At 64.4% G+C, this 23532-nt stretch carries 20 protein-coding genes; 13 read left to right on the plus strand and 7 right to left on the minus strand.

The annotated features are described in order from the left end of the window. The first annotated feature begins 98 nt into the window (after positions 1-98). From AC3IR3_RS02745 to AC3IR3_RS02770, 6 genes are read left to right on the plus strand one after another with little or no spacing between them, the layout of a single operon-like run. On the plus strand, positions 99-1091 hold the full coding sequence (locus AC3IR3_RS02745) for an AAA family ATPase (RefSeq protein ID WP_132142232.1): 993 nt from the start codon (positions 99-101) through the stop codon (positions 1089-1091). Then, positions 1088-2023, plus strand: coding sequence for a DUF58 domain-containing protein (locus tag AC3IR3_RS02750; protein WP_489195504.1), 936 nt, complete (start codon positions 1088-1090; stop codon positions 2021-2023). The genes AC3IR3_RS02745 and AC3IR3_RS02750 overlap by 4 nt, the downstream gene beginning before the upstream one ends. Beyond that, positions 2020-2532, plus strand: coding sequence for a DUF4381 domain-containing protein (locus tag AC3IR3_RS02755; protein WP_489195505.1), 513 nt, complete (start codon positions 2020-2022; stop codon positions 2530-2532). Before AC3IR3_RS02750 ends, AC3IR3_RS02755 begins: the two co-directional genes overlap by 4 nt. Continuing rightward, entirely contained in the window at positions 2525-3505 is a 981-nt protein-coding gene (locus AC3IR3_RS02760) for a VWA domain-containing protein (protein WP_489197005.1), read from the plus strand. The genes AC3IR3_RS02755 and AC3IR3_RS02760 overlap by 8 nt, the downstream gene beginning before the upstream one ends. Beyond that, the gene (locus AC3IR3_RS02765; protein WP_489195506.1) at positions 3502-5433 is read left to right on the plus strand and encodes a tetratricopeptide repeat protein; all 1932 of its coding nucleotides are present in this window, start codon (positions 3502-3504) and stop codon (positions 5431-5433) included. The genes AC3IR3_RS02760 and AC3IR3_RS02765 overlap by 4 nt, the downstream gene beginning before the upstream one ends. After that, a complete protein-coding gene (locus tag AC3IR3_RS02770; RefSeq protein WP_489195507.1) occupies positions 5433-7100 on the plus strand; it encodes a BatD family protein in 1668 nt (555 codons plus the stop codon). Before AC3IR3_RS02765 ends, AC3IR3_RS02770 begins: the two co-directional genes overlap by 1 nt. 59 nt (positions 7101-7159) lie before the next feature. Here the strand turns inward: AC3IR3_RS02770 and AC3IR3_RS02775 are convergent, their stop codons facing one another. Further along, positions 7160-7672: an O-acetyl-ADP-ribose deacetylase gene (locus AC3IR3_RS02775; RefSeq protein ID WP_489195508.1), complete on the minus strand. Its 513-nt coding sequence runs from the start codon at positions 7670-7672 to the stop codon at positions 7160-7162. Between the two features lie 75 nt (positions 7673-7747). Here AC3IR3_RS02775 and AC3IR3_RS02780 point away from each other — a divergent pair, with 75 nt between their 5' ends. The 3 genes from AC3IR3_RS02780 to AC3IR3_RS02790 all read left to right on the plus strand — a co-directional run bounded on the left by AC3IR3_RS02780 (position 7748) and on the right by AC3IR3_RS02790 (position 12583). Continuing rightward, positions 7748-8209 carry a MarR family winged helix-turn-helix transcriptional regulator gene (locus AC3IR3_RS02780; RefSeq protein WP_489195509.1) on the plus strand — a complete coding sequence of 154 codons (462 nt, stop codon included), beginning with the start codon at positions 7748-7750 and terminating at the stop codon, positions 8207-8209. A gap of 134 nt (positions 8210-8343) precedes the next feature. Beyond that, on the plus strand, positions 8344-9480 hold the full coding sequence (locus AC3IR3_RS02785; protein WP_489195510.1) for an efflux RND transporter periplasmic adaptor subunit: 1137 nt from the start codon (positions 8344-8346) through the stop codon (positions 9478-9480). Positions 9481-9490: 10 nt separating this feature from the next. Then, complete coding sequence (locus AC3IR3_RS02790) at positions 9491-12583, plus strand: efflux RND transporter permease subunit (RefSeq protein ID WP_489195511.1); 3093 nt, start codon at positions 9491-9493, stop codon at positions 12581-12583. 6 nt (positions 12584-12589) lie between these two features. Here the strand turns inward: AC3IR3_RS02790 and AC3IR3_RS02795 are convergent, their stop codons facing one another. From AC3IR3_RS02795 to AC3IR3_RS02810, 4 genes are all read right to left on the minus strand, one after another. Then, positions 12590-13273: a hypothetical protein gene (locus AC3IR3_RS02795; protein WP_489195512.1), complete on the minus strand. Its 684-nt coding sequence runs from the start codon at positions 13271-13273 to the stop codon at positions 12590-12592. Between the two features lie 190 nt (positions 13274-13463). Continuing rightward, positions 13464-14906, minus strand: a complete 1443-nt coding sequence (locus tag AC3IR3_RS02800) for a M20/M25/M40 family metallo-hydrolase (RefSeq protein WP_489195513.1) — start codon at positions 14904-14906, stop codon at positions 13464-13466. 210 nt (positions 14907-15116) lie between these two features. Beyond that, on the minus strand, positions 15117-15521 hold the full coding sequence (gene mscL / locus AC3IR3_RS02805; RefSeq protein ID WP_489195514.1) for a large-conductance mechanosensitive channel protein MscL: 405 nt from the start codon (positions 15519-15521) through the stop codon (positions 15117-15119). A gap of 66 nt (positions 15522-15587) precedes the next feature. Beyond that, entirely contained in the window at positions 15588-16274 is a 687-nt protein-coding gene (locus AC3IR3_RS02810) for a fumarylacetoacetate hydrolase family protein (protein WP_489195515.1), read from the minus strand. Positions 16275-16426: 152 nt separating this feature from the next. On the opposite strand from AC3IR3_RS02810, the gene AC3IR3_RS02815 reads away from it, so the two are divergent. From AC3IR3_RS02815 to AC3IR3_RS02830, 4 genes are read left to right on the plus strand one after another with little or no spacing between them, the layout of a single operon-like run. Then, positions 16427-17671: an efflux RND transporter periplasmic adaptor subunit gene (locus AC3IR3_RS02815; protein WP_489195516.1), complete on the plus strand. Its 1245-nt coding sequence runs from the start codon at positions 16427-16429 to the stop codon at positions 17669-17671. Positions 17672-17700: 29 nt separating this feature from the next. Next, a complete protein-coding gene (locus AC3IR3_RS02820; RefSeq protein WP_489195517.1) occupies positions 17701-18387 on the plus strand; it encodes an ABC transporter ATP-binding protein in 687 nt (228 codons plus the stop codon). A gap of 10 nt (positions 18388-18397) precedes the next feature. Beyond that, the gene (locus AC3IR3_RS02825; RefSeq protein ID WP_489195518.1) at positions 18398-19561 is read left to right on the plus strand and encodes an ABC transporter permease; all 1164 of its coding nucleotides are present in this window, start codon (positions 18398-18400) and stop codon (positions 19559-19561) included. Positions 19562-19583: 22 nt separating this feature from the next. Next, entirely contained in the window at positions 19584-20897 is a 1314-nt protein-coding gene (locus tag AC3IR3_RS02830; RefSeq protein ID WP_489197006.1) for an ABC transporter permease, read from the plus strand. A gap of 184 nt (positions 20898-21081) precedes the next feature. On the opposite strand, the gene AC3IR3_RS02835 is transcribed toward AC3IR3_RS02830, so the two are convergent. Then, positions 21082-22494: a short-chain fatty acid transporter gene (locus tag AC3IR3_RS02835; protein ID WP_489195519.1), complete on the minus strand. Its 1413-nt coding sequence runs from the start codon at positions 22492-22494 to the stop codon at positions 21082-21084. A 69-nt stretch (positions 22495-22563) separates the two neighbouring features. Then, positions 22564-23484 (minus strand): drug/metabolite exporter YedA, encoded by a 921-nt coding sequence (gene yedA / locus AC3IR3_RS02840; RefSeq protein WP_489195520.1) that lies wholly within the window; start codon positions 23482-23484, stop codon positions 22564-22566. Between the last annotated feature and the right edge of the window lie 48 nt (positions 23485-23532).

Below are 23532 nucleotides of genomic sequence, written 5' to 3' on the forward strand. Positions count from 1 at the left end.
GTAGGAGCCCGCAAGCGGGCTCCTACAGGACAGCGACCGGCATAAACTTCTGGGGTACTGTGTTGTCTCACCCTCGTTCCATGTACTCGAGATCCCCTATGTCCCTACCCGAAGTCGTCGCCACGCCCCTCCAGGACGCGTTCGTCCGTCTGCGCGAGGAGCTCGGGCGTAGCATTATCGGTCAGCCGCATCTGGTCGAATGCCTGCTGATCGCCCTTCTGGCCGACGGGCATCTGCTCGTCGAGGGCGCGCCAGGGCTGGCCAAGACGACGGCGATCAAGGCGCTGGCAACCCGGATCGAAGCCGATTTTCACCGGATCCAGTTCACGCCGGACCTGTTGCCGGCCGATCTCACGGGTACCGATATCTTCCGGCCACAGACCGGCGCATTCGAATTCGAGCGCGGTCCGTTGTTCCACAACATCGTGCTTGCCGACGAAATCAACCGCGCGCCCGCCAAGGTGCAGTCCGCGCTGCTCGAAGCGATGGCCGAGCGGCAGATCACCATCGGTCGCCGCACGTGGCCGCTGCCCGAACTTTTCATGGTGATGGCCACGCAGAATCCGATCGAGCAGGAGGGCACGTTCGCGCTGCCCGAAGCGCAGCTCGACCGGTTCCTGATGCACGTGACCATCGGTTATCCGGATGCCGACGCGGAACTGGCTATCCTGCGCCTTGCGCGCGAGCAGGCGCGAGAGGCGATGCATCCGGTGCCGCCACCCGCGCATGTCCTGCGTCCCGAGGACGTATTCGCGGCGCGCGATGCCGTTCTCGCCATACATGTCGCGCCCGCGCTGGAGCTATACATCACGCAGCTGGTCGTGGCGACGCGTCGCGCGGAAGTGTACGGCCCCGAACTGAAGCGCTGGATCGCCTGGGGCGCGAGCCCGCGTGCCAGCATCGCGCTGGATCGCTGCGCCCGGGCGCGCGCATGGCTGGCCGGGCGCGCTTATGCGCTGCCGGAAGACGTGCATGCGGTGGCTCACGAAGTGCTGCGTCATCGCGTGCTGCCCAGCTACGAGGCGGAGGCGGAGGGCGTGAAAATCGACAGCGTCATCGATCGCCTGCTGGATCTCGTGCCGTTGCCGTGAATGCCCGCGTCTCCATGAACCGCGACGGCGATGGACGGGTCAGCGTCAATCTCGCCGAACTGATCGCGCTTCGCGCGCGAGTGGCGCGTGCGCCTTCGCCGCCGGTCGTATCGCGCGCCGCGCGCAGCGGCCAGCAACCCAGCCGGTTGCATGGACGCGGCATGGACTATGCCGAATCGCGAATCTACCAGCCCGGCGACGATGTGCGCCGGCTCGACTGGCGATTGACCGCGCGCAGCGGAAGCCTGCATACCAAGCTCTTTCAGGAAGAACGGGAAGGGCGGCTGCTGATCCTGCTGGACACCAATGCGGGCATGCGTTTCGGTACCCGCGTCCGTTTCAAATCCGTGCAGGCCGCGCGCGCCGCGGCCGTGGCGGCGTGGTACGCGGTACGCGGCGGCGATCGCGTCGGCGTGCTGGCCTTCGGTGCGGAACGTCACTTGCTGCGTCCTCGTGGCGGGGCGCGAGGCGCACTTGCCGCACTCGGGGCTATCGCCGCGTGGGATGCACGCGCCGACGACGCTGGCTTCGAATCCCTGTCCGGTGCCTTGCAGCGTGCGGGACGCCTCATGCACGGTGCCAGCCGAGTGCTGCTGATCAGCGATGGCTTCAGCTGCGACGACGGTGCGCGCGGTCCACTGCTCGATCTGATGCGTCGCGCGGATGTCGCCGTACTCACGGTGGCCGACGCGATGGAACTGGCCGCGCCGCCACCGGGGCGCTATCCGCTCGCTCACGAGGGAAAACATTACGACGTCGTCCTGCACGCGACGCGTCAGCGCGACGACTTCGCGCTCGCGCTCGGCCAGGGACGGATGAAGCTCGAAGCGCTCGCCGCCGCTACTGGCTTGCGTCAGCGCACGATCGACACCGTCGTCGACCCTCTGGACGCGACCATCGCGCTGCTCGGCGCGAGAGGACGCGGCCCGTGAACCTTCCCGACGGCCCCGAACTTCGCGACATCCACGTGCCGACAGTCAGCGCGTGGTGGCCGCTCGCACCCGGATGGTGGGTGCTAATCGCATTGTTCCTGCTTGCGATCGTCCTGCTTGCGCTATGGCTGCGCGGACGTCGCCGTCAGCGTCGTTTCGTGCATGCGGCGCTCGGCGATCTGCGTACGGCGGAAGCGCGTTACGCCCGCGATGGCGAGGTCGCGACGTTCGTCGCGGCCACATCGCAGTTGCTCCGTCGTATTGCACGTGCGCGCAGACCGGCATCGGTAAGCCGGCGCGGCGCGGCATGGCGTCATGTTCTCGGCGAACTCGCGCCGGGTGTCGATATCGATCGGCTTGCCGCGCTGGACGACGCGTTGTATGCACCGGCTGTCGAGCTGGATGTCGATGCCGTGGCGCGCGATCTGCGCGCATGGGCGGCCGTGGCGCTCGCATCGTCCGGACGTACCGTGCTTGGGGCCGGGGAGGTTGCGCATGCTCCTGCCTGAGTTCGCGTGGCCCTGGCTGTTTCTCGTGCTGCCGCTTCCCTTCGTCGTCCGTCGTGTGTGGCGACCCGCCGCGCCGGCGCAGGCACTCAATCTCCCGCATCCCGGGTTGGTACTGACGCAGGCAAGCCGCACACGCCCCTCCACCCGTGCCGTGATGCTGTTTGCGCTGGCGTGGTGCTGTCTGGTGGTCGCGGCGGCGCGTCCGCAGTGGCTGGGACCGCCACAGCCGCAGCAGCGCAGCGGCCGCGCCACGATGCTCGCGGTGGATCTGTCCGGGAGCATGTCGCGCGAAGACATGCTGCTCGCCGGACAACAGGTAAGCCGCTTCGCCGCGGTCGAAGCCATCGCGGGCGATTTCATCGACCGGCGTGCCGGCGACGAAGTGGGTCTGATCCTGTTTGGTTCGCAGGCCTACCTGGTGACGCCGCTGACTTACGACCTGGACGCCGTGCGCGCCCAGTTACACGGTGCGGTGGTCGGTTTGCCGGGCACCGAGACGGCCATCGGCGATGCGCTCGCTGTCGCGGTGAAACGCCTCATTGCCCTTCCCGAGCAGGCACGCGTCGTCGTGCTGTTGACTGACGGCGTGAACAACGCCGGCTCGATCTCGCCCGCGGAAGCCGCCAAAGCGGCGAAGGCTGCCGGCGTTCGCATCTACACCATCGGTATCGGCGCGAACGCCATGCGTGTGCCGGACTTCTTCGGTAGCCGCGTCATCAATCCGTCGGCCGATCTCGATGTCGGCATGCTCACCGATATCGCGAACCAGACCGGCGGCCGCTTCTTCCGCGCTACGGATACCGATCAGCTGGCCCAGGCGTATCGCGCTATCGATGCACTCGAACCGATGCCTCAGGCAGGCCAGCCGCTACGTCCGCACTACGAACTGTTCCGCTGGCCCCTGCTGGCGGCCATGGTTCTGCTCGCGTTCGCCGCTTTGCCGCGCTTCGTCGGGCCGGGGGCACGCACATGAGCACATTGTTCGGCTCGTTTCATTTCCTGCAGCCGGCGTGGCTGTTGTTGCTGCCTGTCGTGGTTTTCGTCGCATGGCTGACCGGTCGTCGTTCCGGCGAGCAGCGCGTGCTCGCGCGGCTTGCCGATCCGGCGTTGCTGCCGTATCTGCTCGACGGCGTGCCGAATCGCTCGCGCTTCGCTCCGTCGACCTTGCTGGCGTCGGGCCTGCTCGCGACAATCGCTCTTGCCGGCCCGGCCTGGGACCGGCAGATACAACCGCTTTTCTCGCAGCGTTCCGCGCAGGTCGTGGCAATGTCGATGTCGCCGCACATGCTTTCGCGCGACGTCGTGCCCGATCGGCTGAGTCGCGCGCGATTCAAGGTTCGCGATCTGTTCGCCGCTCATCATGACGGCCTGAACGGGCTCGTCGCCTATGCGGGCGAAGCGTTCGTGGTGGCGCCGCTGACCTCGGACGCGCACAGTGTCGACGATCTCCTGAATGCATTGTCCCCGGACACGATGCCCGCGGAAGGCGACGATCCGGGCAAGGCCATCGACCAGGCGGTCGAACTGATTCGTCATGCCGACGTACCGGGGGGCTCCATCATCCTGGTCACCGATCAAGCGGACGCCGGCGCGGTGGCCGCCGCGCGGCGCGCGCGTGCGGCCGGCCGCAGGGTTTCCGTGCTGGGCGTAGGAACCGCGCAGGGCGCACCGATCGCCACCGGCGATGGCGGATTCGTGAAAGACGCTTCCGGCAACGTTGTCATGGCGGCCCGCGACGACGCATCGCTCGCCGCGGTCGCCGCCGCGGGCGGCGGTCGCTACGTACCGATTGCTTCGGGCCACGAGGACACCGACGCCCTGGCGACGCAGGTCGATGACGTGGCGGGCGCGGAAGCAGTCGCCGGTGCGAAGGGCGGCGAATGGCAGGATCGCGGTCCCTGGTTCCTGCTGCCGCTGCTGCCTTTACTCGCGCTTGTCTTCAGGCGCGGCTGGCTGCTGGTACTGGCGCTGGCTTTCATGCCGCTCGTTCCCGGTCGCGCGCATGCGGACGGCATCGAGGATCTGTTCCGCACACGGGATCAGCAGGCAGCGCGCGCGCTTGCCAATGGCGATGCCAAACGTGCCCAGTCTCTGGCGCATAGCGACGCGTTGCGTGGCGCCGCGGCCTATCGCGCCGGCGATTACGCGGATGCGGCGGCGGCGTTGAACGGACAGCCGGATGCGCAGGCTCAGTACAATCTCGGCAACGCACTGGCGAAGCAGGGGCGCTACGACGATGCGATTGCCGCATATGACCGGGCTCTCAAGACCGATCCGTCGCTCGACGACGCGACAGCCAATCGCAAGGCGGTCGAGGACTGGCTGAAAAAGCAGAAAGAACAGGAGCGGAAAAAGTCGGGCGACAACGACAAGGACGGTTCGAAGAAGCCCGATAAGCCCGGTGGTTCCGATCAGCAGGGACAGCAGGGCGACAAACAGGACAACGGACAGGAAGGCGACCAGTCGAAGGACGGTAAGGACGCCCGCAACGGTAGCGAAGGCCAGAAGGAAGGCGGCGAAGCGGGTCCGCAGGGCAAGCCGGGCGACAAGGATCGCGACGACGGTAAGTCCGCTGGAGACAAGCAGTCGCCTGCGGAGCCACCGCAAGGCAATGCCGATGCGAAAACCGCGGAGCAGAAAGCCGAAGCGCAAAAGGCCCAGCAGGCGTTGAAGGAGCGCATGGACGCCGCACTCGCCCGTGGCGAAGCCAACAAGGACGCGAAGCCCGCCGACCATGAGGTGCACGATCTTGGCGCCGAAGCTCCCGGCGATGCCACGCAGAAACTGCCCCAGGAAGTGCGCCAGGCATTGCAGCGCGTGCCCGACGATCCTGGCGGTCTGTTGCGACGCAAGTTCATGCTCGAATACCAGCGCCGTCATGGCGTCGGACCGGAGGAATAATGTCGCGAAGGATCCTCGTGCTGCTCGCGCTGATCTGCGCGCCGTATCTCGCACTGGCGCAGGCGCCGGGCGTGCGCGCATCGCTCGATCGCACCGACGTGGGCGTCGGAGAAACGGTCACGCTGAACATCGAAGCCGATGCTTCGGTGGATATCGATTCACCCGACCTGTCGCCGCTCGGCACCGATTTCGTCGTGCTCGGTACGCAGGTCAGCCGGTCGCTCAGTGTCGTCAACGGACAGCGTCGTGCGCGGGCGGTATTGGGCATCGCGTTGCGTCCTCGTCACGAGGGGCACATCACCGTTCCGGCGCTGATCGTCGGCGGGCAGCGCACGCCGGTTCTCGAACTGAATGTCGACGCGACGGATCCCAACGCGCCGGCCCGTTCGAATGCGACCGTTTTCCTCGACGTCAAAACCGATACCACGCATGCGTATGTCGGTCAGCAGATCGATTACACGCTGCGTCTTTATTACGGCGTACGACTGGCCGATGGCACGCTGGGCGATCCGGGCGCCGATGGCACGGACATCCGCCGCGTTGGTCAGGACGTCACGTTCCAGACCCAGCGCGGCGGTCGTACGTTCAACGTCATCGAACGCCACTACGCCATCATGCCGCAGCGCGCCGGCACGCTTCAGATCGGGCCGCCGACCTTCCAGGGCACCGCGGTCGACGCGGAAGATCCGGGCGCATTCTTCGGCGCGGGAACACCGGTCAACGCCGTCGGACAACCGCAGAAAATCGAGGTGAGTGCGAAACCGGCGACAGCCGGAGAGGGCGCGTGGCTGCCGGCCCGCGAATTGACGCTCAACATCGGTGGATGGCCGCAGGATGGCAAAGCGCAGGTGGGGCAGCCTGTCACCCTGACGATGCGTCTGCAGGCCACGGGCATTCCCTTCGAGGCGCTGCCGGCGTTGTCGCTGCCGCCGATCGACGGTGCGGACGTCTATCCGGATAAACCGAATACCGGCGGCGCGAACAGCGGTCCGTGGATCACTGGCTGGCGCGAGCAGGGCTTCGCGGTCGTGCCCAGTCGCGCGGGGACGCTGCATATTCCCGAGACCACCCTGCACTGGTGGAACGTCCAGACGGATCGTCTGGAAACCGCGCGTATTCCGGCGCACGACCTCGAAGTCACGGGAGGTACGGCTGCTGCACCGGCGTCGGCCGCTCCGGCACACGCGAGTACGGTTGCACCGCCGGTCGCGGTGACGCCATCGGCTTCGGGCTTCCCCTGGCGCTGGCTTTTCGTGGGTGCGCTGGGACTCTGGGCACTGACGATGCTTGCGTGGTTCGTTACGGCGCGCAGGCGTCCTGCGCCGGCGAACGGCGGCAAGCCGGTACCTGAGCCCGGGCGCAATCACGGCAAGCAACGCGATGCCTTCGTCGCCACGACACACGGCGACGACCTGGCTGCGCAGGAGTCGACGCTTCTCGCCTGGGCACGCATCGCGCACCCCGAACTCAGAAGCCTGGGTGCGTTGTTGCCGCTGCTGGGCGATGGCGCGCAGCGCGACGCCGTTGCGGTGTTGCAGCGGGCGCGGTTTGGTGGGGGAACGGTCGATGGCGCCGCGCTGCGGGCGGCTTTTGCGCGGGGGTTTGTCTGGATAGCCGATACGGTTTCGAAAAGCGACGATCCGCTTCCGCCGCTTTATCCCCGGTGATGCCTCATGGCGGCCTTCCGCATGGCGATCCCTGCGAAGCGTAAAGCGAACGTACGCGACTACGCCCCAAGCGCCTTGGCAAAAGCCCCTGTCGCTGCAGCCCCGAACGTACAGAACACCACGCGCTCCGGTCCTTCCGTCGCGGTGCGCACGCTGCGCACCGCGATCGTCGCCGCTTCATCGAGCGGATACCCGAAAACCCCGCAGCTGATCGCCGGAAAGGCGATCCAGCGGAGGCCGTATGCCTGGGCCAATGCCAGGCTGTTCCGGTAGCACGCCGCCAATCCACCGGCTTCCCCGTCTCCCCCGCCGTGCCAGACCGGCCCCACGGTATGAATGACGAAACGCGCCGGCAGGTCGAAGCCAGGCGTGATGCGGGCCTCCCCGGTGGGGCAGCGCACGCCGGGGCGGACCTCGGGGAGTGCCCGGCAGGCCGCGAGAAGGCGGGGGCCCGCCGCGCGATGGATGGCCCCGTCGACGCCGCCACCCCCAAGAAGCGACTCGTTTGCCGCGTTTACGATCGCATCCACGTTCAGGATCGTGATGTCGCTTTCCAGCAAATCGATGTCCATTCGTCCTCCGACGCGGCAATTAGTTACGATGGGCGCCTTGCCACCCCAAGGCCCCAGTGGCCAGCACCGAAGGTTATGCCCGAGACCCTTAAATCAGAAGACATGTCGTTCGGTTACCTGATCAACGACGTGACCTTACTTTTCCGCAAGCATTTCGATCGCCGAGCCGTGCGTTTCGGCCTGACCCGTGCCCAATGGCGCGCGCTGAAAGCGCTGCATCGCCATCCGGGCCTGCGGCAGAACGAACTGGCCGAGCAGCTCGACATGGAGCCCATCGCGGTGGGACGCGTCATCGACCGCCTGCAGGCGGCGGGATTCGTCGAGCGCCGTCCCGATCCGCGCGACCGCCGTGCGTGGCGATTGCACGATACCGAACAGGCTCGTGGTGTGATTGACGGCATGGACGAGATTGCCCGCGGTCTCAGGCTGGATGCCCATAACGGCATTTCCCACGCGGACCTGGTGACGACCATGAATGTGCTCAACCGCATGAAAGATAACCTCCAGGCGCTGGATAATCCGGTCGACGGGGACTGATCCCTCCTTGGGGGCGGCGTCAAGGCGCGCACCGTTTATACATTTTCACTGGCCGATGGCCGACCACCCGCTGTCGTCACGGGCCTTGCCCTGGACGACATCCCTGGACCGCAGGCGGTCCGGCCGGAGTACACATGCAGCGTTCCCCAAGGAAGAAATTTCTCCTGTTGACCGGACTGCTCGTCGTTGCGGTTGTCGCATTCGCGACGTGGCGACACGAAGGCGGAAAGGGTGGCGAGGCAGGTACCGCGAAGCCGGTCGCGAGCGCCGCGGTTCCCGTCACGGTAGCGACCGCGACACGTGGCGATATCGATCTGTCGCTGAAGGTCATCGGTCGCGCCGAGGCCTATTCGACCGTCAATATCCGTTCGCGTGTGAATGGGCAGCTTGAATCGCTGGCGTTTACGCCCGGCGCGCATGTGCGCAAGGGCGACGTACTCGCGCGTATCGACCCGCGCCCGCTCAAGGCGGCACTGGACCAGGCCAAAGGCAACGTTGCGCGCGACCAGGCGCAACTGGTGAAGGCCGAGGCCGACCTTTCGCGCTATCAGAACATGCTCGGCAAGGGATTCGTTTCGCGTGCCGATTTCGATCTGTACAAGGCGAACCTGGGCGTGGCCCGCGCCGCGCTGGAAAGCGACCGCGCCGCCGCGCAGGCCGCGCAGGTGCAACTGGATTTCACGACGGTTTCCGCGCCATTCGATGGCGTAACGGGCGCGCCACTGGCTTATCCCGGTGCGACGCTGTCCGCGGATACCACGGACATCGTCGTCCTGAACGAGATCGATCCGATCCGCGTCGCCTTCTCCATCCCCGAGGACAGCCTTCCCGCCGTGCGTACGACATTGCGTCGCGGTGCGATGCCGGTCACGGCACGGGTCACGGGAGACAAGGGCGCGCCGTTGACCGGCGAACTGGAATTCATCGATAACGCTGTCGACATCACCACGGGCACGATCGTGCTGAAGGGGCGATTCGACAATGCCGATGGCCGCCTGACCTCCGGTCAGTTCGCCGAAGTGACCTTGCCGACCACCCGCCTCAGCGATGCGGTCAGCATTCCGGTCGTGGCGTTGCAGAGTTCGACGGAAGGGAGCTTCGTCTTCGTCGTCAAAGCGGACAATACCGTCGAACAGCGCAGCATCGCCGTCGGCCCGACCAGTAACGACCATGTCGTCATCGACAAGGGCGTGACCGCGGGAGAACGCGTGGTGACCGAAGGGCAGATGCTGCTCGTCGACGGCGCGCACATCCGCGTCGAAAAGAACTGAGGGTTCCGTCGTGAACCTGCCAGAACTCTGTATCCGCCGCCCCGTTATGACCACGCTGCTAATGGCGGCCCTGGTCATCTTCGGCATCGCCGCGTATCCGAAGCTGCCGGTCAACGAACTGCCCAACGTCGATTTCCCCACGATCAACATCAGCGCGAATCTGCCCGGAGCGTCTCCCGAGACGATGGCCTCGTCGGTGGCGACGCCGCTCGAAGCGCAGCTGTCGACGATCGCGGGTATCGATTCCATGAGCTCCAGCAGTTCGCTGGGTTCGACCTCCATCACCGTCACGTTCACGCTGGCTCGAAGCATCGATGCGGCAGCGCAGGACGTTCAGGCGGCCATCTCGGCGGCGCTGCGGCAGTTGCCCCAGGACATGCCAACGCCGCCGACCTTCCGCAAGGTAAATCCGGCCGACGCGCCGATCCTGTTCCTGACCATGCAGTCGTCGACGCTACCGCTTTCGACTGTCGACGACTACGCAGAAACCGAACTCGCGCAGCGACTGTCGATGGTCGATGGCGTTGCGCAGGTCAATGTGTACGGATCGCAGAAATACGCCGTGCGTATCAACGTAGATCCCGACCGCCTTGCCGCGACCGGGATCGGCGTCGATCAGGTGCGCGATGCGGTCGCCGCCGCCAACGTCAACAAAGCGACCGGTTCGCTCAATGGCAGCCGGCAGCTACTGTCGATCCGTTCGGACGGCCAGCTCATGCGCGCCGCCGACTACGGGCAGATCGTCGTGGCCTACCGCAACGGTGCACCCGTGCGTCTGGGCGATATCGCCTCGCCGCGCGACAGCGTGCAGGACGATCAGAAGGCGAGCTGGTTCAATGGCGGCCGGACCATCACGCTGGCTATCCAGCGTCAGCCCGGCGCCAATACCGTACAGACGGTCGACAATATTCTCGCGTTGTTGCCCGCGTTCACCGAAACCCTACCGCCCTCGGTAAGGCTGGATGTGATGTACGACCGTTCGCAATCCATTCGCGAATCGGTGCACGACGTGCAGTTCACGCTGATCCTTGCCGGCGTGCTGGTTGTACTGGTGATCTATCTTTTCCTGGGCAATGCATCGGCCACGCTGATTCCGGCGGTCGCGCTGCCTATTTCCGTACTCGGTACGTTCGGCGCGATGTTCGCGCTGGGATACAGCCTCGACAATCTCTCGCTGCTGGCACTGACGCTTGCGGTGGGTTTCGTGGTCGACGATGCGATCGTGATGCTGGAAAACATCATGCGGCACATCGAGGCGGGCGAAAAACCCTATGAGGCGGCGGTGAAGGGGGCGACCGAAATCGGGTTCACCATCTTCTCGATGACGCTATCGCTGGTCGCGGTCTTCATCCCTGTCATGTTCATGGGCGGCATCGTCGGCCGGCTTTTCCACGAATTCGCGGTCGTGATCAGCGTGTCGATCCTGATCTCCGGCTTCGTTTCCATCACGTTGACGCCGATGCTGTGCAGCCGTTTCGTACGCGCGCACGATCACGACAAGCGCATCTTCGTGGTCGTGTGGTTCGACCGGGGATTCCTGGCCGTACAGAACGGCTACACCCGGACGCTGGCCTGGTGCATGGGACATCCACGTTCGGTGCTTCTCGTGTTCGCGCTGAGTCTTGCCGCGACCGGTCTGTTGTTCTTCATCGTACCGAAGGACTTCATTCCCGCCGGCGACAGCGGCCAGCTGCGCGTGACGACCGAAGGCCCGACGGATATCTCCTTCGCCGCTATGTCGGCAAGACAGCAGGTGCTGGCGAAAATCGCGGGCGACGATCCGAACGTCGAAGCGGTCATGTCCAGCGTCGGTGCGGGCGGTGCGCGTGCGACGGCAAATTCCGGCTCGATGCTTCTGCGGCTGAAGCCGGCGAGCGATCGCGACACCACGCCCGACGAGATCACCCAGGAACTTCGCCGCAAGTTCGCGGCCGTGCCGGGCATCCGCACCTATATCCAGAATCCGCCGGCCATCCAGGTGGGTGGCCGTCAATCCAAGGCCCAGTACCAGTACACGGTACAGTCGACCGACCTGAACGCCTTGTACGACTGGTCGGGTCGTCTGATAAATGCATTCCAGAAACTCCCGGGTTTCCAGGACGTCACCAGCGATCTCGATCTGAACAGTCCGTCGATGGTGGTGACGGTCAATCGCGACAAGCTGGCACCGCTCGGACTGACTATGGACCAGGTGCAGACGGCGCTCGGTACCGCGTTCGGGCAGGGCCAGATATCCACGATTTACGGCGCGGCGACGCAATACTGGGTGATTCTCCAGGTCGAACGTCGCATGCAGGACGACCCGGCGGTGCTGTCGAAGCTGTACGTCACGTCCAGTACCGGCAAGTCGATTCCTCTCGATGCCGTGGCGCGTTTCGAGCGCAAACCGCAGGTACTCACGGTGAATCACCAGGGGCAACTGCCAGCAGTAACCGTGTCGTTCAATCTGGCGCCGGGCGTATCGCTGAGTACGGCTGTCGCACAGATCGATCGGGCGACAAAACAGCTTGGCTTGCCCGCAACGCTGAGCGGCAGCGTGCAGGGCACGGCACAGGCCTTCCAGGATTCGGTCAAGGGCATGGGCATGCTTCTGCTGCTGGCTGTGTTCGTGATCTATCTGGTGCTGGGCATTCTCTACGAAAGCTTTATCCATCCGCTCACGATTCTTTCCGGCCTTCCCGCCGCGGCTGTCGGCGCGCTGCTGACACTGGTGATCTTCAACGCGTCGCTCGATCTGTTCGCGTTCGTCGGCATCGTGATGCTGGTCGGCATCGTGAAGAAGAACGCGATCATGATGATCGACTTCGCTCTGGAACGTCAGCGCGACGAGGGCATGGACCCGGCGAAAGCCATCGCCGAAGCCTGTCGCGTACGTTTCCGCCCCATCATGATGACGACGATGGCCGCGTTCGCCGGCACCTTGCCGATCGCGCTCGGCATCGGCGCGGGCGCGGAAACCCGCCGCCCGCTGGGTCTGGCCGTGGTCGGCGGTCTGGTGGTATCGCAGGTACTGACGCTCTACCTCACGCCGGTGATCTATCTGTATATGAATCGTTTGCAGGAAAAGCTGGGTAAGCCGCGCGACATTGCCGCGGAGGCATAAGCGAAACTATTCGTTGGCGGTGACCAAACGCCTTACCTCTGTCTGAAATTCGGCGAAGCCCGAATCCAGTTGTATCGGGAACGAGTCGAAAGAGCGGCGCAAGATATCGAGTTCCGGGTTGATGCCGCGCACGAGCGTGACCATGCGCAGATGGATGTTCCTCAATCCGGGGTCGTTCCAGATGGGCTCGTGATGCGCTATGCGATTTCGAATCAGACGAACCGCATTGAGCGTGGCTTCGATCCGCCTCAGGTCGCGATCACGTTTGGCCAGTCGCGGGAAGACAGGCTTCACGAGATATGGCCACAGCGACCGGTTGGTTTCGTAGTGTCTGTTGAACAGGCTGCACCAGAAACCAAAGCCCAACTTAGATACGGTGGCGTCGGAGGTCACAGTTTTTCGACTGGACATGATCGAGCGTCTCGCATCTTCGATCTGTCGTGATTCGCTGTCGCGTAACCAGGCCGCGTCGAACCAGTGGAGATTGCCGGTCTTGTCGGCTATCGCGTTATACATTGCATTACGTAAGCCGAGCTCGAGAAGCTGCAGCGAACAAAGCGCCGCGCGAGATAGCGAAGCGTTCCATTGGTGCCTGATGATGGCTTCAAAAGGCGTGCCATGTGTTTTGTAAGGCGCCATGCGCGCGCTTGAAAGTGATCGTTCGACGGATCGAACGTCTATGATTTCCATATCGATACCCTACTTGACGCAGCACTGCTCCTTTGTGCATTATTTCACGGCAGTCCCCGGTATTTCCTCTCCCAGCTCGCTCTGGTGATGAAGCCGGGGTTTTTGTTTTCTGTCGGCGTAAAAGCAGTCGATTGTCGGCGCTGCCCTTGATTGAAGGGCGGGGCGCGCCGTGCGCCCCGCCGGGGTCTAATCAGTCGCGAGCGCCATCATTGGCAAACGCATTCGGTGCCGAGCCGAAGTCGCCGTTGGCCTGGGCGGCCATGTACGAGAACACCGCGTACACGGCGACGTTCTGGGCCAGGTCCTTCGGATCGATCTTGTCCAGCGTGTCGTTCGCCGTGTGGTGGTAGTCGAAATAGTCGGTACCGTCCTGCGTGAGCGACAGCGCGGCCATGCCCTTGCCGTGCATCTGCGACAGGTCGGAACCGCCGCCGCCCGGCTTCGTGGCGTCGTAGGCGACACCCAGGGGTTCGATGACCTTGGCGATCTGTTCGATGGCGCCGCGCGCTTCCGGTTTCACGCTCGCCGTCATACGCCAGATCTTGCCGGAACCGAAATCGGATTCCGTACCGAGCTGATGCTTCGCTACATCCTTTGCGTGCTGCTCGGCGTACGCGCGACCGCCCCACAGGCCCATCTCCTCGTTCGCGAAAGCGATCACGCGAATCGTGCGATCCGGACGCTGCGGCATGTCCTTGATGAGCTTGGCGGCCGCCATGGCGATGGCCACGCCCGCGCCGTCGTCGATGGCGCCCGTGCCGAGATCCCACGAATCCAGATGTCCGCCGATGGCGACGACCTGATCGGGATGCTTGCGGCCGGTGATCTCGCCGATGACGTTGGCGCCGGTATAGGTGCCGTTGAAACCGACATCGAGGTCGAGCTTCAGCGTCACCGGCTTGCCGCTGGCCAGTATGCGTTCGAGCTGGTCGGCGTCCGGCAGCGAGAGCGCGGCGGCCGGAATGGCCTGCTTCTCGTCGCGGAATCCGGTCACGCCAGTGTGCGGGGTACGGCTATGCGCATCCGTGCCGGCGGAGCGCAGCAGATAAGCGGCCGCGCCTTTCTGGGCAGCAAGGACGGCGCCGAGTGTGCGGGTGGCCGAGCCCATGCCGTAATCGTGCCCGTCCTTCTGACGCTGCATATGGGTGCTGACGTAGACGATCTTGCCCTTGATCGTGGCCGCATCCGCTGCCTTCAGCGCATCGAGGTCCGCGAAGCCCACGACATCGGCAGTCAGACCCCCCTTGGGCGTGCCTGCGGAGTAGCCAAGCGCGGTCAGTGTCAGCGGCTGCGGATAGGGCGACACGATCGCGCCGTGCTCGCTGCGGCGTTCCCATAGCGGGTAGGTCACCTTCTCGGTATAGACCTTGTCGAAGCCGAGTTCCTTGAACTTCGCCACGGCCCACGCGCGGCCACGTTCGTCGTTCGGGCTGCCCGCGACGCGCGGACCGACTTCCGTCGTCAGCGACTCGACGACCTTGTATGCCGTCTGGTCGGTCACGGCGCGATCGCGCAGCTGTTCGGCTGCGCTGACTGCCTTCGCGGGAATGGTGGTGGCCTTATCGGCGGCCTGCGCCGATAAAGCAAGCGACAGGCCAAGTGCCAGCGCGTGGAAGCGAACGATACGGTTCATGGGGACCCCCGGTGGGAAAGTCCCGATTATGTGTCCATTCGACTCACGTACTTCTAGGCCGAAGGTCACGGTCTGGAGGGTGGGGTGGGTAGTGGGGGCGCGGCTACGCGCGGATGAGGGCATATATTGTGTTGCTGTGGTCGCAAAATGCACAGTTACCGCCGCATGCAGCTATGCGCCCCCACTACCCACCCCCAATCCCCGCTTTCCTTACTTCTGTCGATCCGCTTTCAGCAGATCGCGGATTTCCTGCAGGACCACCACGTCCGGCGGCGTGACAGGGGCGGCGGCTTCGCGACGCGTCATGCGGTTGATTGCCTTGACGACGAGGAAGATGGCGAACGCGATGATGACGAACTGGATCAGCACGTTGATGAAGACACCGTACTGAACGGCGACCTCGGCCGTTTTGGTCGTCGGGTCGCCCGCCTTGAGTACCCACTTCCAGTCGGAGAAGTCGATACCGCCAACCAGATAGCCGATGGGCGGCATGATGATGTTGTCGACCAGCGCCGTGACGATCTTGCCGAAGGCGGCACCGATCACCACACCGACAGCCAGGTCGACTACGTTGCCACGCAGCGCGAATGTCTTGAATTCCGAAATAAGGCTCATCGGTTGTTGCTCCTCGTGTGCGGTGGGCGAAAAGTAGTCGCTTATATGTAAGCAGGGCGCGAAACGTCAGATTACCTTGCCGGAGAGCGTCGCGAAGCCGACCAGCTCGGCTTCGTAACGATCGCCTCGTTGAAGCGCCGATACGCCCGCGGGCGTGCCGGTGAAAATGAGATCGCCCGCCTTCAGTTCGAACAGCTTCGACAATGCCGCGATGATATGGGGTACGTCCAGGAGCATGTCGCCCAGCGTGGCCCGCTGGCGCACATCCCCGTTTATCCGGAGAGTAATCTCCGTTTCGGGGCCGGGTACCCCGGTTTCGGCAGCACGCAGTGCGGATACCGGCGCCGAATGGTCGAAACCCTTCGCGACGTCCCATGGAGCGCCCTTGGCCTTCGCCTGCGCCTGCAGGTCGCGGCGGGTCAGGTCCAGGCCCACGCCATAGCCCCAGATCAGACCGGCGGCGTCGGCAGGGGCGATATCGCTGCCGCCGGCCTTCAGGGCCACGACCATCTCGACCTCGTGATGAAGATCGCCGGTGACGGACGGATAGGGCAGGTCGGCCCCATCGGTCACCACGGCATCGGCGGGTTTGCAGAAGAACATGGGGTTTGCGGTATCCGCCGTGGCGCCCATTTCCCTGGCGTGGTCGGCGTAATTCCGGCCGATGCAGAAGATGCGGCGTACCGGGAAGCGCAGGTCGCTTCCCTGGACGGGGACGGTCGGGGCGGTGGGGGTGGGGATGATCGTGGTCATGGGGGAAGGGTAGCGGGCGTGGGCGATGGCGGAAAGCGCATGTCCGCCTGACACCTGTCACGCCCACCACCTGATGCCCCGTAGTTCCTTCAAGTTCTTACGGAGCGCATGCTTCATCACGGGCGGCGGATGCCGCGGGGGCGAGGAAACGCATGAGTAGCAACGCTGAACTCCTGAAGCAGCTCAGGATTGAGAAGTCGCATCGCGAGCAGCCCGGCGGCGGGGGACGCGGTGGTCGCATCGCGTTGATCGCCGGCATCGCAGTCGTCGTGGCGGCCATCCTGGCGGGCGGGGCCTGGTATGTCATGGGACGGCGCCCCATAGCCGTACACACCGCGACCGCCGTATCGCCGGCGAGCAACCCCGATGCGGGCGCCGTGCTTCAGGCCACCGGCTATGTCACCGCGCGCCGGCAGGCCACGGTTTCCGCCCAGATCACCGGGACATTGACCGAAGTGCTGATCGAAGAAGGCGATCGGGTGCAAAAGGGTCAGATACTGGCTCGCCTGGAAGACAACGCTACCCGCGCCAGCCTCGACGCTTACCGGGCCAGCGCGGCGGCGTCGCACGCCCAGGTGGCCCAGGCGCAGGCGCAACTGGATCAGGCGTTGCGCGATGCGGACCGCCAGGACGCATTGGTCGGGCGAGGGCTGGTGTCCAGGCAGATCGCGGAACAGGCACGCACGCAGGCCTCGACGTTACGCGCGCAGTTGAATACGGCGCGGCGTCAGGCCGACTCGGCCGAGGCGCAGGTCGCCGTCGCGAACGTCAATCTCGACTACACCATCGTGCGCGCGCCCTTCGATGGCGTGATCACCGACAAGGCGGCACAGGTCGGCGAAATCGTCTCGCCTCTTTCGGCGGGCGGCGGATTCACGCGTACGGGCGTCGGCACCATCGTCGACATGGATTCGCTTGAAGTGGACGTCGACGTCAACGAGGCATACATCGGCCGTGTCAAAGCCGACATGCCCGCCGAAGCCGTACTGGATGCCTATCCCGACTGGAGGATTCCAGCGCACGTCATCGCCATCGTTCCCGCCGCCGACCGCGGCAAGGCGACGGTAAAAGTGCGTGTGGCCCTTGAAAACAAGGACGGCCGCATCGTTCCCGACATGGGCGCCCGGGTCTCCTTCCTCGAGAGCAAACCCGTGGAGACGGCGGTGCCTCGCGGCGTACTCGTCCCCGCCGTGGCCGTCGCCCATCGCGACGGCCACGATGTCGTCTTCCTCGTTACGGAAGGCCATGCAAGGAGGCGCGATGTCGTCCCGGCAAAGCATGCCTATGGCGATCTACGGCTTATTCCCGATGGCGTAAATGCCGGCGACACGCTGGTCGTTTCGCCTCCGGTCGAACTGAAGGACGGCTCGGCCGTCACCAACGAACCCGCGCCCTGAGCGCGACATCCATCATCGGAGTCCGACCCATGACCACATTGATCGATATCGACGACCTTTCCAAGGTGTACGAACGCGGCAAGCAGAAAGTGGAAGTGCTGCACGGCGTGGATCTGAAAATCGAGGAAGGCGATTTCCTCGCGCTGATGGGGCCGTCGGGCTCGGGCAAGACGACACTGCTTAACATGATCGGCGGTCTGGATACGCCGACAGGTGGAAGCATTACCGTCGCGGGCGAGCGTATCGACAAGATGAGCAGCGGTTCTCTCGCCCGCTGGCGCGCGACGCACGTCGGTTTCGTGTTCCAGTTCTATAACCTGATGCCGATGCTGACCGCGCAGCGCAATGTCGAACTGCCGTTGCTGCTGACGAAGTTATCCGGCGCGCAGCGCAAACAGAATGCATCGGTCGCGTTGCAACTTGTCGGCCTGAGCGATCGGGCCACACACAAGCCCGGCGAACTCTCAGGCGGTCAACAGCAGCGTGTCGCCATCGCGCGCGCCATCGTTTCCGATCCCACGTTGCTGGTTTGCGACGAACCCACGGGCGATCTCGATCGCCAGTCGGCGGAAGACGTGCTCGGTCTGTTGCGCGAACTCAATCGCGAACACGGCAAGACGATCGTGATGGTGACCCACGACCCCAAGGCCGCGGAATACGCCAATCACACCCTGCACCTCGACAAGGGCACGCTGGTCGAACAGGCCATCGGCTGAGGGAAGCGCCATGAAGTATCTGCATCTGATCTGGGCCGCGCTTTTCCGGCGCAAGTCGCGCACGTTCCTGACGCTGGTATCGATTCTTGCCGCCTTCCTCCTGTTCGGTATGCTCGATGCGGTACGCATCGCGTTTACGTCGGGCGGCAACAGTGTCGTGGGCGTCGACCGGCTGATCGTGACATCGCGTTATTCAATCATCCAGTCGCTACCGGCCAGCCTTGCTACACGTGTCGCCGCCATACCCGGCGTGGCCACGGTCGGTCACGCGAACTGGTTCGGCGGCATCTTTCAGGACCCGAAGAACTTCGTGCTGAGCTTTGCCGTCAGCGACAACTATCTCGATATGTATAAAGAGATCGAGCTTCCCGCCGACCAACGCAAAGCCTACGAGCAGACCCGGACGGGCGCCATTGTCGGTGCCGCGCTGGCCAAGCGTTACGGCTGGAAAGTGGGCGACAAGATTCCGCTTCAGTCGACGATCTTTCCGCGCAAGAACGGCGACAAGACCTGGCCTTTCGATATCGTCGGCATCTATACGCCGGCCAAAGGCGCCGCCAACGGTACCGATCAACAGTTCCTGTTCCACTGGACCTACTTCGATGAAGCCAACGCATACACGAAGGGGACGGTCGGCTGGTACATCGTGAAACTCACCGATGCGAAGGAGGCCGACCGCGTCGCGAAAGCCATCGATGCGCTCTCGGCCAACTCCGACCATGAAACCAAGTCGCAGAGCGAGCAGGCGTTCAACGCATCGTTCGCGAAGCAGCTTGGCAATATCGGGCTCATCGTCGGGTCGATCATGGGCGCGGTGTTCTTTACCCTGATCTTGCTGACGGCGAACACGATGGCCCAGGCCGTACGCGAGCGCACCAACGAACTGGCCGTACTGAAGACGATCGGTTTCTCGAGCCGTAGCGTCCTGGCCATGGTGTTGTCCGAAGGCGTGCTGTTGCTGCTTATCGGCGGCATTCTCGGACTGGCGCTCGCCGCGGTACTCGTCCCGATCATCAGTGCGGGTAGCGGAGGCATGTTGCAGTTGCCGCCTATCGGCAGCGGTACATGGGTGCTCGGACTCGTGCTGATGATCGTTATCGGCGCCGCCGTAGGTGCATTGCCTGCCATGCGTGCCATGCGACTGAACATCGTCGATGCGCTTGCCGGTCGTTAAGGAGAACTATCCCGTGAAAGTCATGAACAAGTTCTTCTTCGGACTCGGCATGCTCGTTGTCGTCGCCGCCTTTCTTGCTCTGTGGATCAGTCTCCCCTGGCAAGGCGTCGTCATCATTGCCGTGGCTCTGGCGTTATGGATGGTATTCACCCGTCGCGGCCGGCAGACCTGGTCGGTGACCCGCGTCGGACTAAGTACGTTGCGTCAGCGCATCGGCTCGTCGTCGGTCGTGGTGATCGGCATTGCGGGTGTCGTCGGTGTACTGGTGGCGATGCTGGCCATGAGCGACGGTTTCAGCGCCACGCTGCAATCGGCGGGCAACGACCGCACGGCAATCGTCCTGCGCGGTGGATCGCAGGCCGAGCTGAATTCGGTCATGGATCGCGACAGCGCCAACGTCGTGATGCAGGCGCCGGGTGTGCGCAAGGATGCACAGGGCAGGCCGACGGCGTCGGGTGAAATTGTCGTCGTGGCGAATCTGCCGATGAAGGGCGATCCGAACAGCGATGCGAACGTGCCGATTCGCGGCGTCAGCGATGCGGTGTGGGGTCTGCGCGATCAGGTGCGTATCACGCAGGGACGCAAGTTCAGGCCAGGGTTGCGCGAACTCATCGTGGGCGAAGGCGCGCGCAAGCAATTCGAAGGACTGGATGTCGGCAAGGAGCTTCGTCTTGCCGGGCAGACCTGGACGGTCGTTGGCGTGTTTGCATCGGGCGATGTGCTGGAATCGGAACTGTGGGGCGATACGCAAAGCGTGGCGTCGGCGTATCGCCGGGGCAGCAGTGTGCAGTCGATCACCGTACTTCTCGATTCACCGCAGGCATTCGATACGTTCAAGGCGGCGCTGGTCGCCGATCCGCGCATCAAGGTCGACGTAACGACGACGAAGGAATACTTCAACAAGCAGTCCGAGGGGCTGACCAAGGTATTGCGCATCGTGGGTATCGTCGTGGGGGCGATCATGGCGGTGGGTGCGGTATTCGGTGCGCTGAACACCATGTTCGCCGCCATCGCCGCGCGCGCTCGCGAAATCGCCACGCTGCGAGCCATCGGGTTTCGCGGCATCCCGGTCGTGGTGTCCGTGATGTTGGAGACCATGCTGCTGGCCTTGATCGGCGGAGCGATCGGAGCGGGCATCGTCTGGGTGATCTTCAACGGATACACCGCATCGACGCTGGGGGCGAACTTCAGTCAGGTCGTCTTTCAGTTCAAGGTATCGCCCGCGTTGCTGTGGACCGGGTTGAAGTGGGCGTTGGCGATCGGGTTTATCGGCGGGTTGTTTCCCGCGGTGCGCGCGGCGCGGGTGCCGGTGACGACGGCGTTGCGGGAGTTGTAGGGCCGGATCGTTCGCCTCTGGTAATGCCGGGCGCGTTCGCTCTGTGCCCCTGCCTGCGCAGGGGCGACGGTGAGGGTTAGTGGCGATTGCGTAACCCTCGCCGTCGTTCCTGCGCAAGCAGGAACCCAGTGCGGTGCAAAGGGTTGTCGCGAAAACGTCCGATCAAGCTCTCCCACCCAAATCCTCAGGGCATCACCGGCGGCACATACGCCAACGTCATCCCCAACAACCACAGCAACCCCAGCACCAACGGGATATGCACCAGCAACTGCATAAACGTGAAACCGACGATATCGCGCGCCTTCAATCCAAGCACGCCAAGCAACGGCAGCATCCAGAACGGATTGATGAGGTTCGGCAGCGCCTCGGCAGCGTTATAGACTTGCACGGCCCATCCCAGATGCACATGCAGATCGTTGGCGGCCTGCATCACATACGGCGCCTCGATCACCCACTTGCCACCGCCCGACGGCACGAAGAAGCCGAGAATCGCCGAATACACGCCCATGACGAGCGTGAAGCTATCCGTCGATGCGATACGTACGAAAGCATTCGCCAGATGATGCGCGAGCGGCTCGCCGCTGGCACCCTTCGCCTGCGTGAGCAGTGCGGCAATGCCGCCGTAAAGCGGGAACTGGATGAGTACGCCGGTGGTACTCGGAACGGCACGTGCCACGGCATTGAGAAAACTGCGCGGACGCCAGTGCAGCAACAGTCCCACGGTAAGGAACAGGAAGTTGTAGGTATTGAGGTTCGCTATCGCGGTAACGACCTGCTTGGAGGCGAACTCGTGCGCCAGCCAGCCAAGGCCAAGCAAACCGATCAGGACCGACAGTACCGGGCTGTATTCCAGCCATTCGCCGGGCCGCTCGCGCTTCGGTAGCGGAGGCGTCGACACGTTGTCCTCGACGCCGACATCGCGTGCGGTACGTGCGTTCGCACGGGGCGCAGTCAGCCAGCACACCACCAGCGATACGCCGATGAGCACGGTGGTGAGCAGGATCGACTGCCACAGGAAAATCGTCTGGCTGAAAGGCAGTACGCCGGTGATCTTCAACAGGGCGGGCGGCATGCTCGCCGGATTGGCCTGCAACTGCGCCGCCGACGAACTCAGGCCCATGGCCCATACCGCGCCGAGTCCGAGATAGGCCGCGGCTCCCGCCGCGCGGTAGTCCATGCGCAAGTCTTCCCGTCTGGCCAGCGCCCGAACAAGCAGCCCTCCGAAGACGAGCGAGAATCCCCAGCTCAGTAGCGAAGCCAGCATGCTGACGAGTCCGACGTAGCAGATCGCACCGGGCCCCGTACGCGGCACGCGTGCCAGCCGTTCGATAAAGCGCGCGACAATCGGTGCCGTCGCGACGACATAGCCGCCGATGACCACGAAGGCCATCTGCATCGTGAAGGGAATCAGGCTCCAGAAGCCGTCGCCGAAGGCGGTAACGGTCGCGACCGGCGTAGCGCCCATGCCCATCGCCAGCAACGCGACGACAATGACCGCCAACGCGGCGAACACATAGGCATCGGGAAACCAGCGTTCCGCCCATGCGGTGCAGCGCAGGGCAAACCGGGCCAGCCCACGTTCTTCGTTCGGTTGCATCGTAGCGTCTCCTGATTCCCACCCATGGTGGAAGCAGCGGACGCTACGGGCAACTGGCCGATGGTCGAATCAGCGCGCGGCGGCCCGTTGCCGCATCAGCGTGATGATGCCCACGCCGACCAGGATGATCGCCATGCCGACAATATCGAACGGTCCGACATGCTCGCCCGCGAACGCCACACCGAAGAGCACCGCGACGGGGGGATTCACATAGGCGTAGCTGGTCGCCAGCGCCGGACGCACCGTTTTCAGCACATACAGATACGCGCTGAACGCGACGATCGAACCGAATACCACCAGGTAAGCGACGGCGAACGTGGCGCTGGGCAGGGGATGGGCAGGCAGGCGCTCGCCGCGCAGCAGGGCCACCAGGATCAGCGCGACGCTGGCGCAGAGCATTTGCGCCGCGACGTTCATCGGACCCTTGGGCATGTCCTGCCGCTTGCTCCACACCGATCCGAAGGCCCAGGCCGTGGCGGCGCAGATGAGCGCCAGCGCGCCAAGTCGCGAACCGGACAGGCCGGTGCCCAGATTGAGCACGACGACACCCACGAAACCCAGTAGCAACCCGACAGTCTCGCCGCGATTGGGCCAGTCGCCGTACATGCCGGCGAAGATCGCAGCGAACAGCGGCATGCTGGCAACCGCCACGGCGGCGATACCGGAGCTCACCGACTGCTCCGCGAAGCAGACAAGGCCGTTGCCGAAGCCGAGCAGCAGGACGCCGGTAACGGCGGCATTGCGCCATTGCCGCGCGGTGGGCAACGGCGCGCCGCGCAGGCGCAACACCGCGAACAACAGCAGGCCGGCGACGGTGAAACGCACACCTGCGAGCAGGAACGGCGGATAGCTTGCCAGCGCGTAGCGGATGGCCAGATAGGTGGAGCCCCAGATGACATACAGCGCAAAAAGCGCGAGCGGCACCATCCAGCGGGGATCGGCAAGGCTGGGCGTGGTTACGGTCGCGGTGGTACAGGCAGAGTCGTTCATGGGGAGTGTCCGTGGGCCGCGCCGGAGACGCGGACCCGTGACGATATC

It is taken from the genome of Luteibacter sp. GL_149 (genome assembly GCF_057834065.1).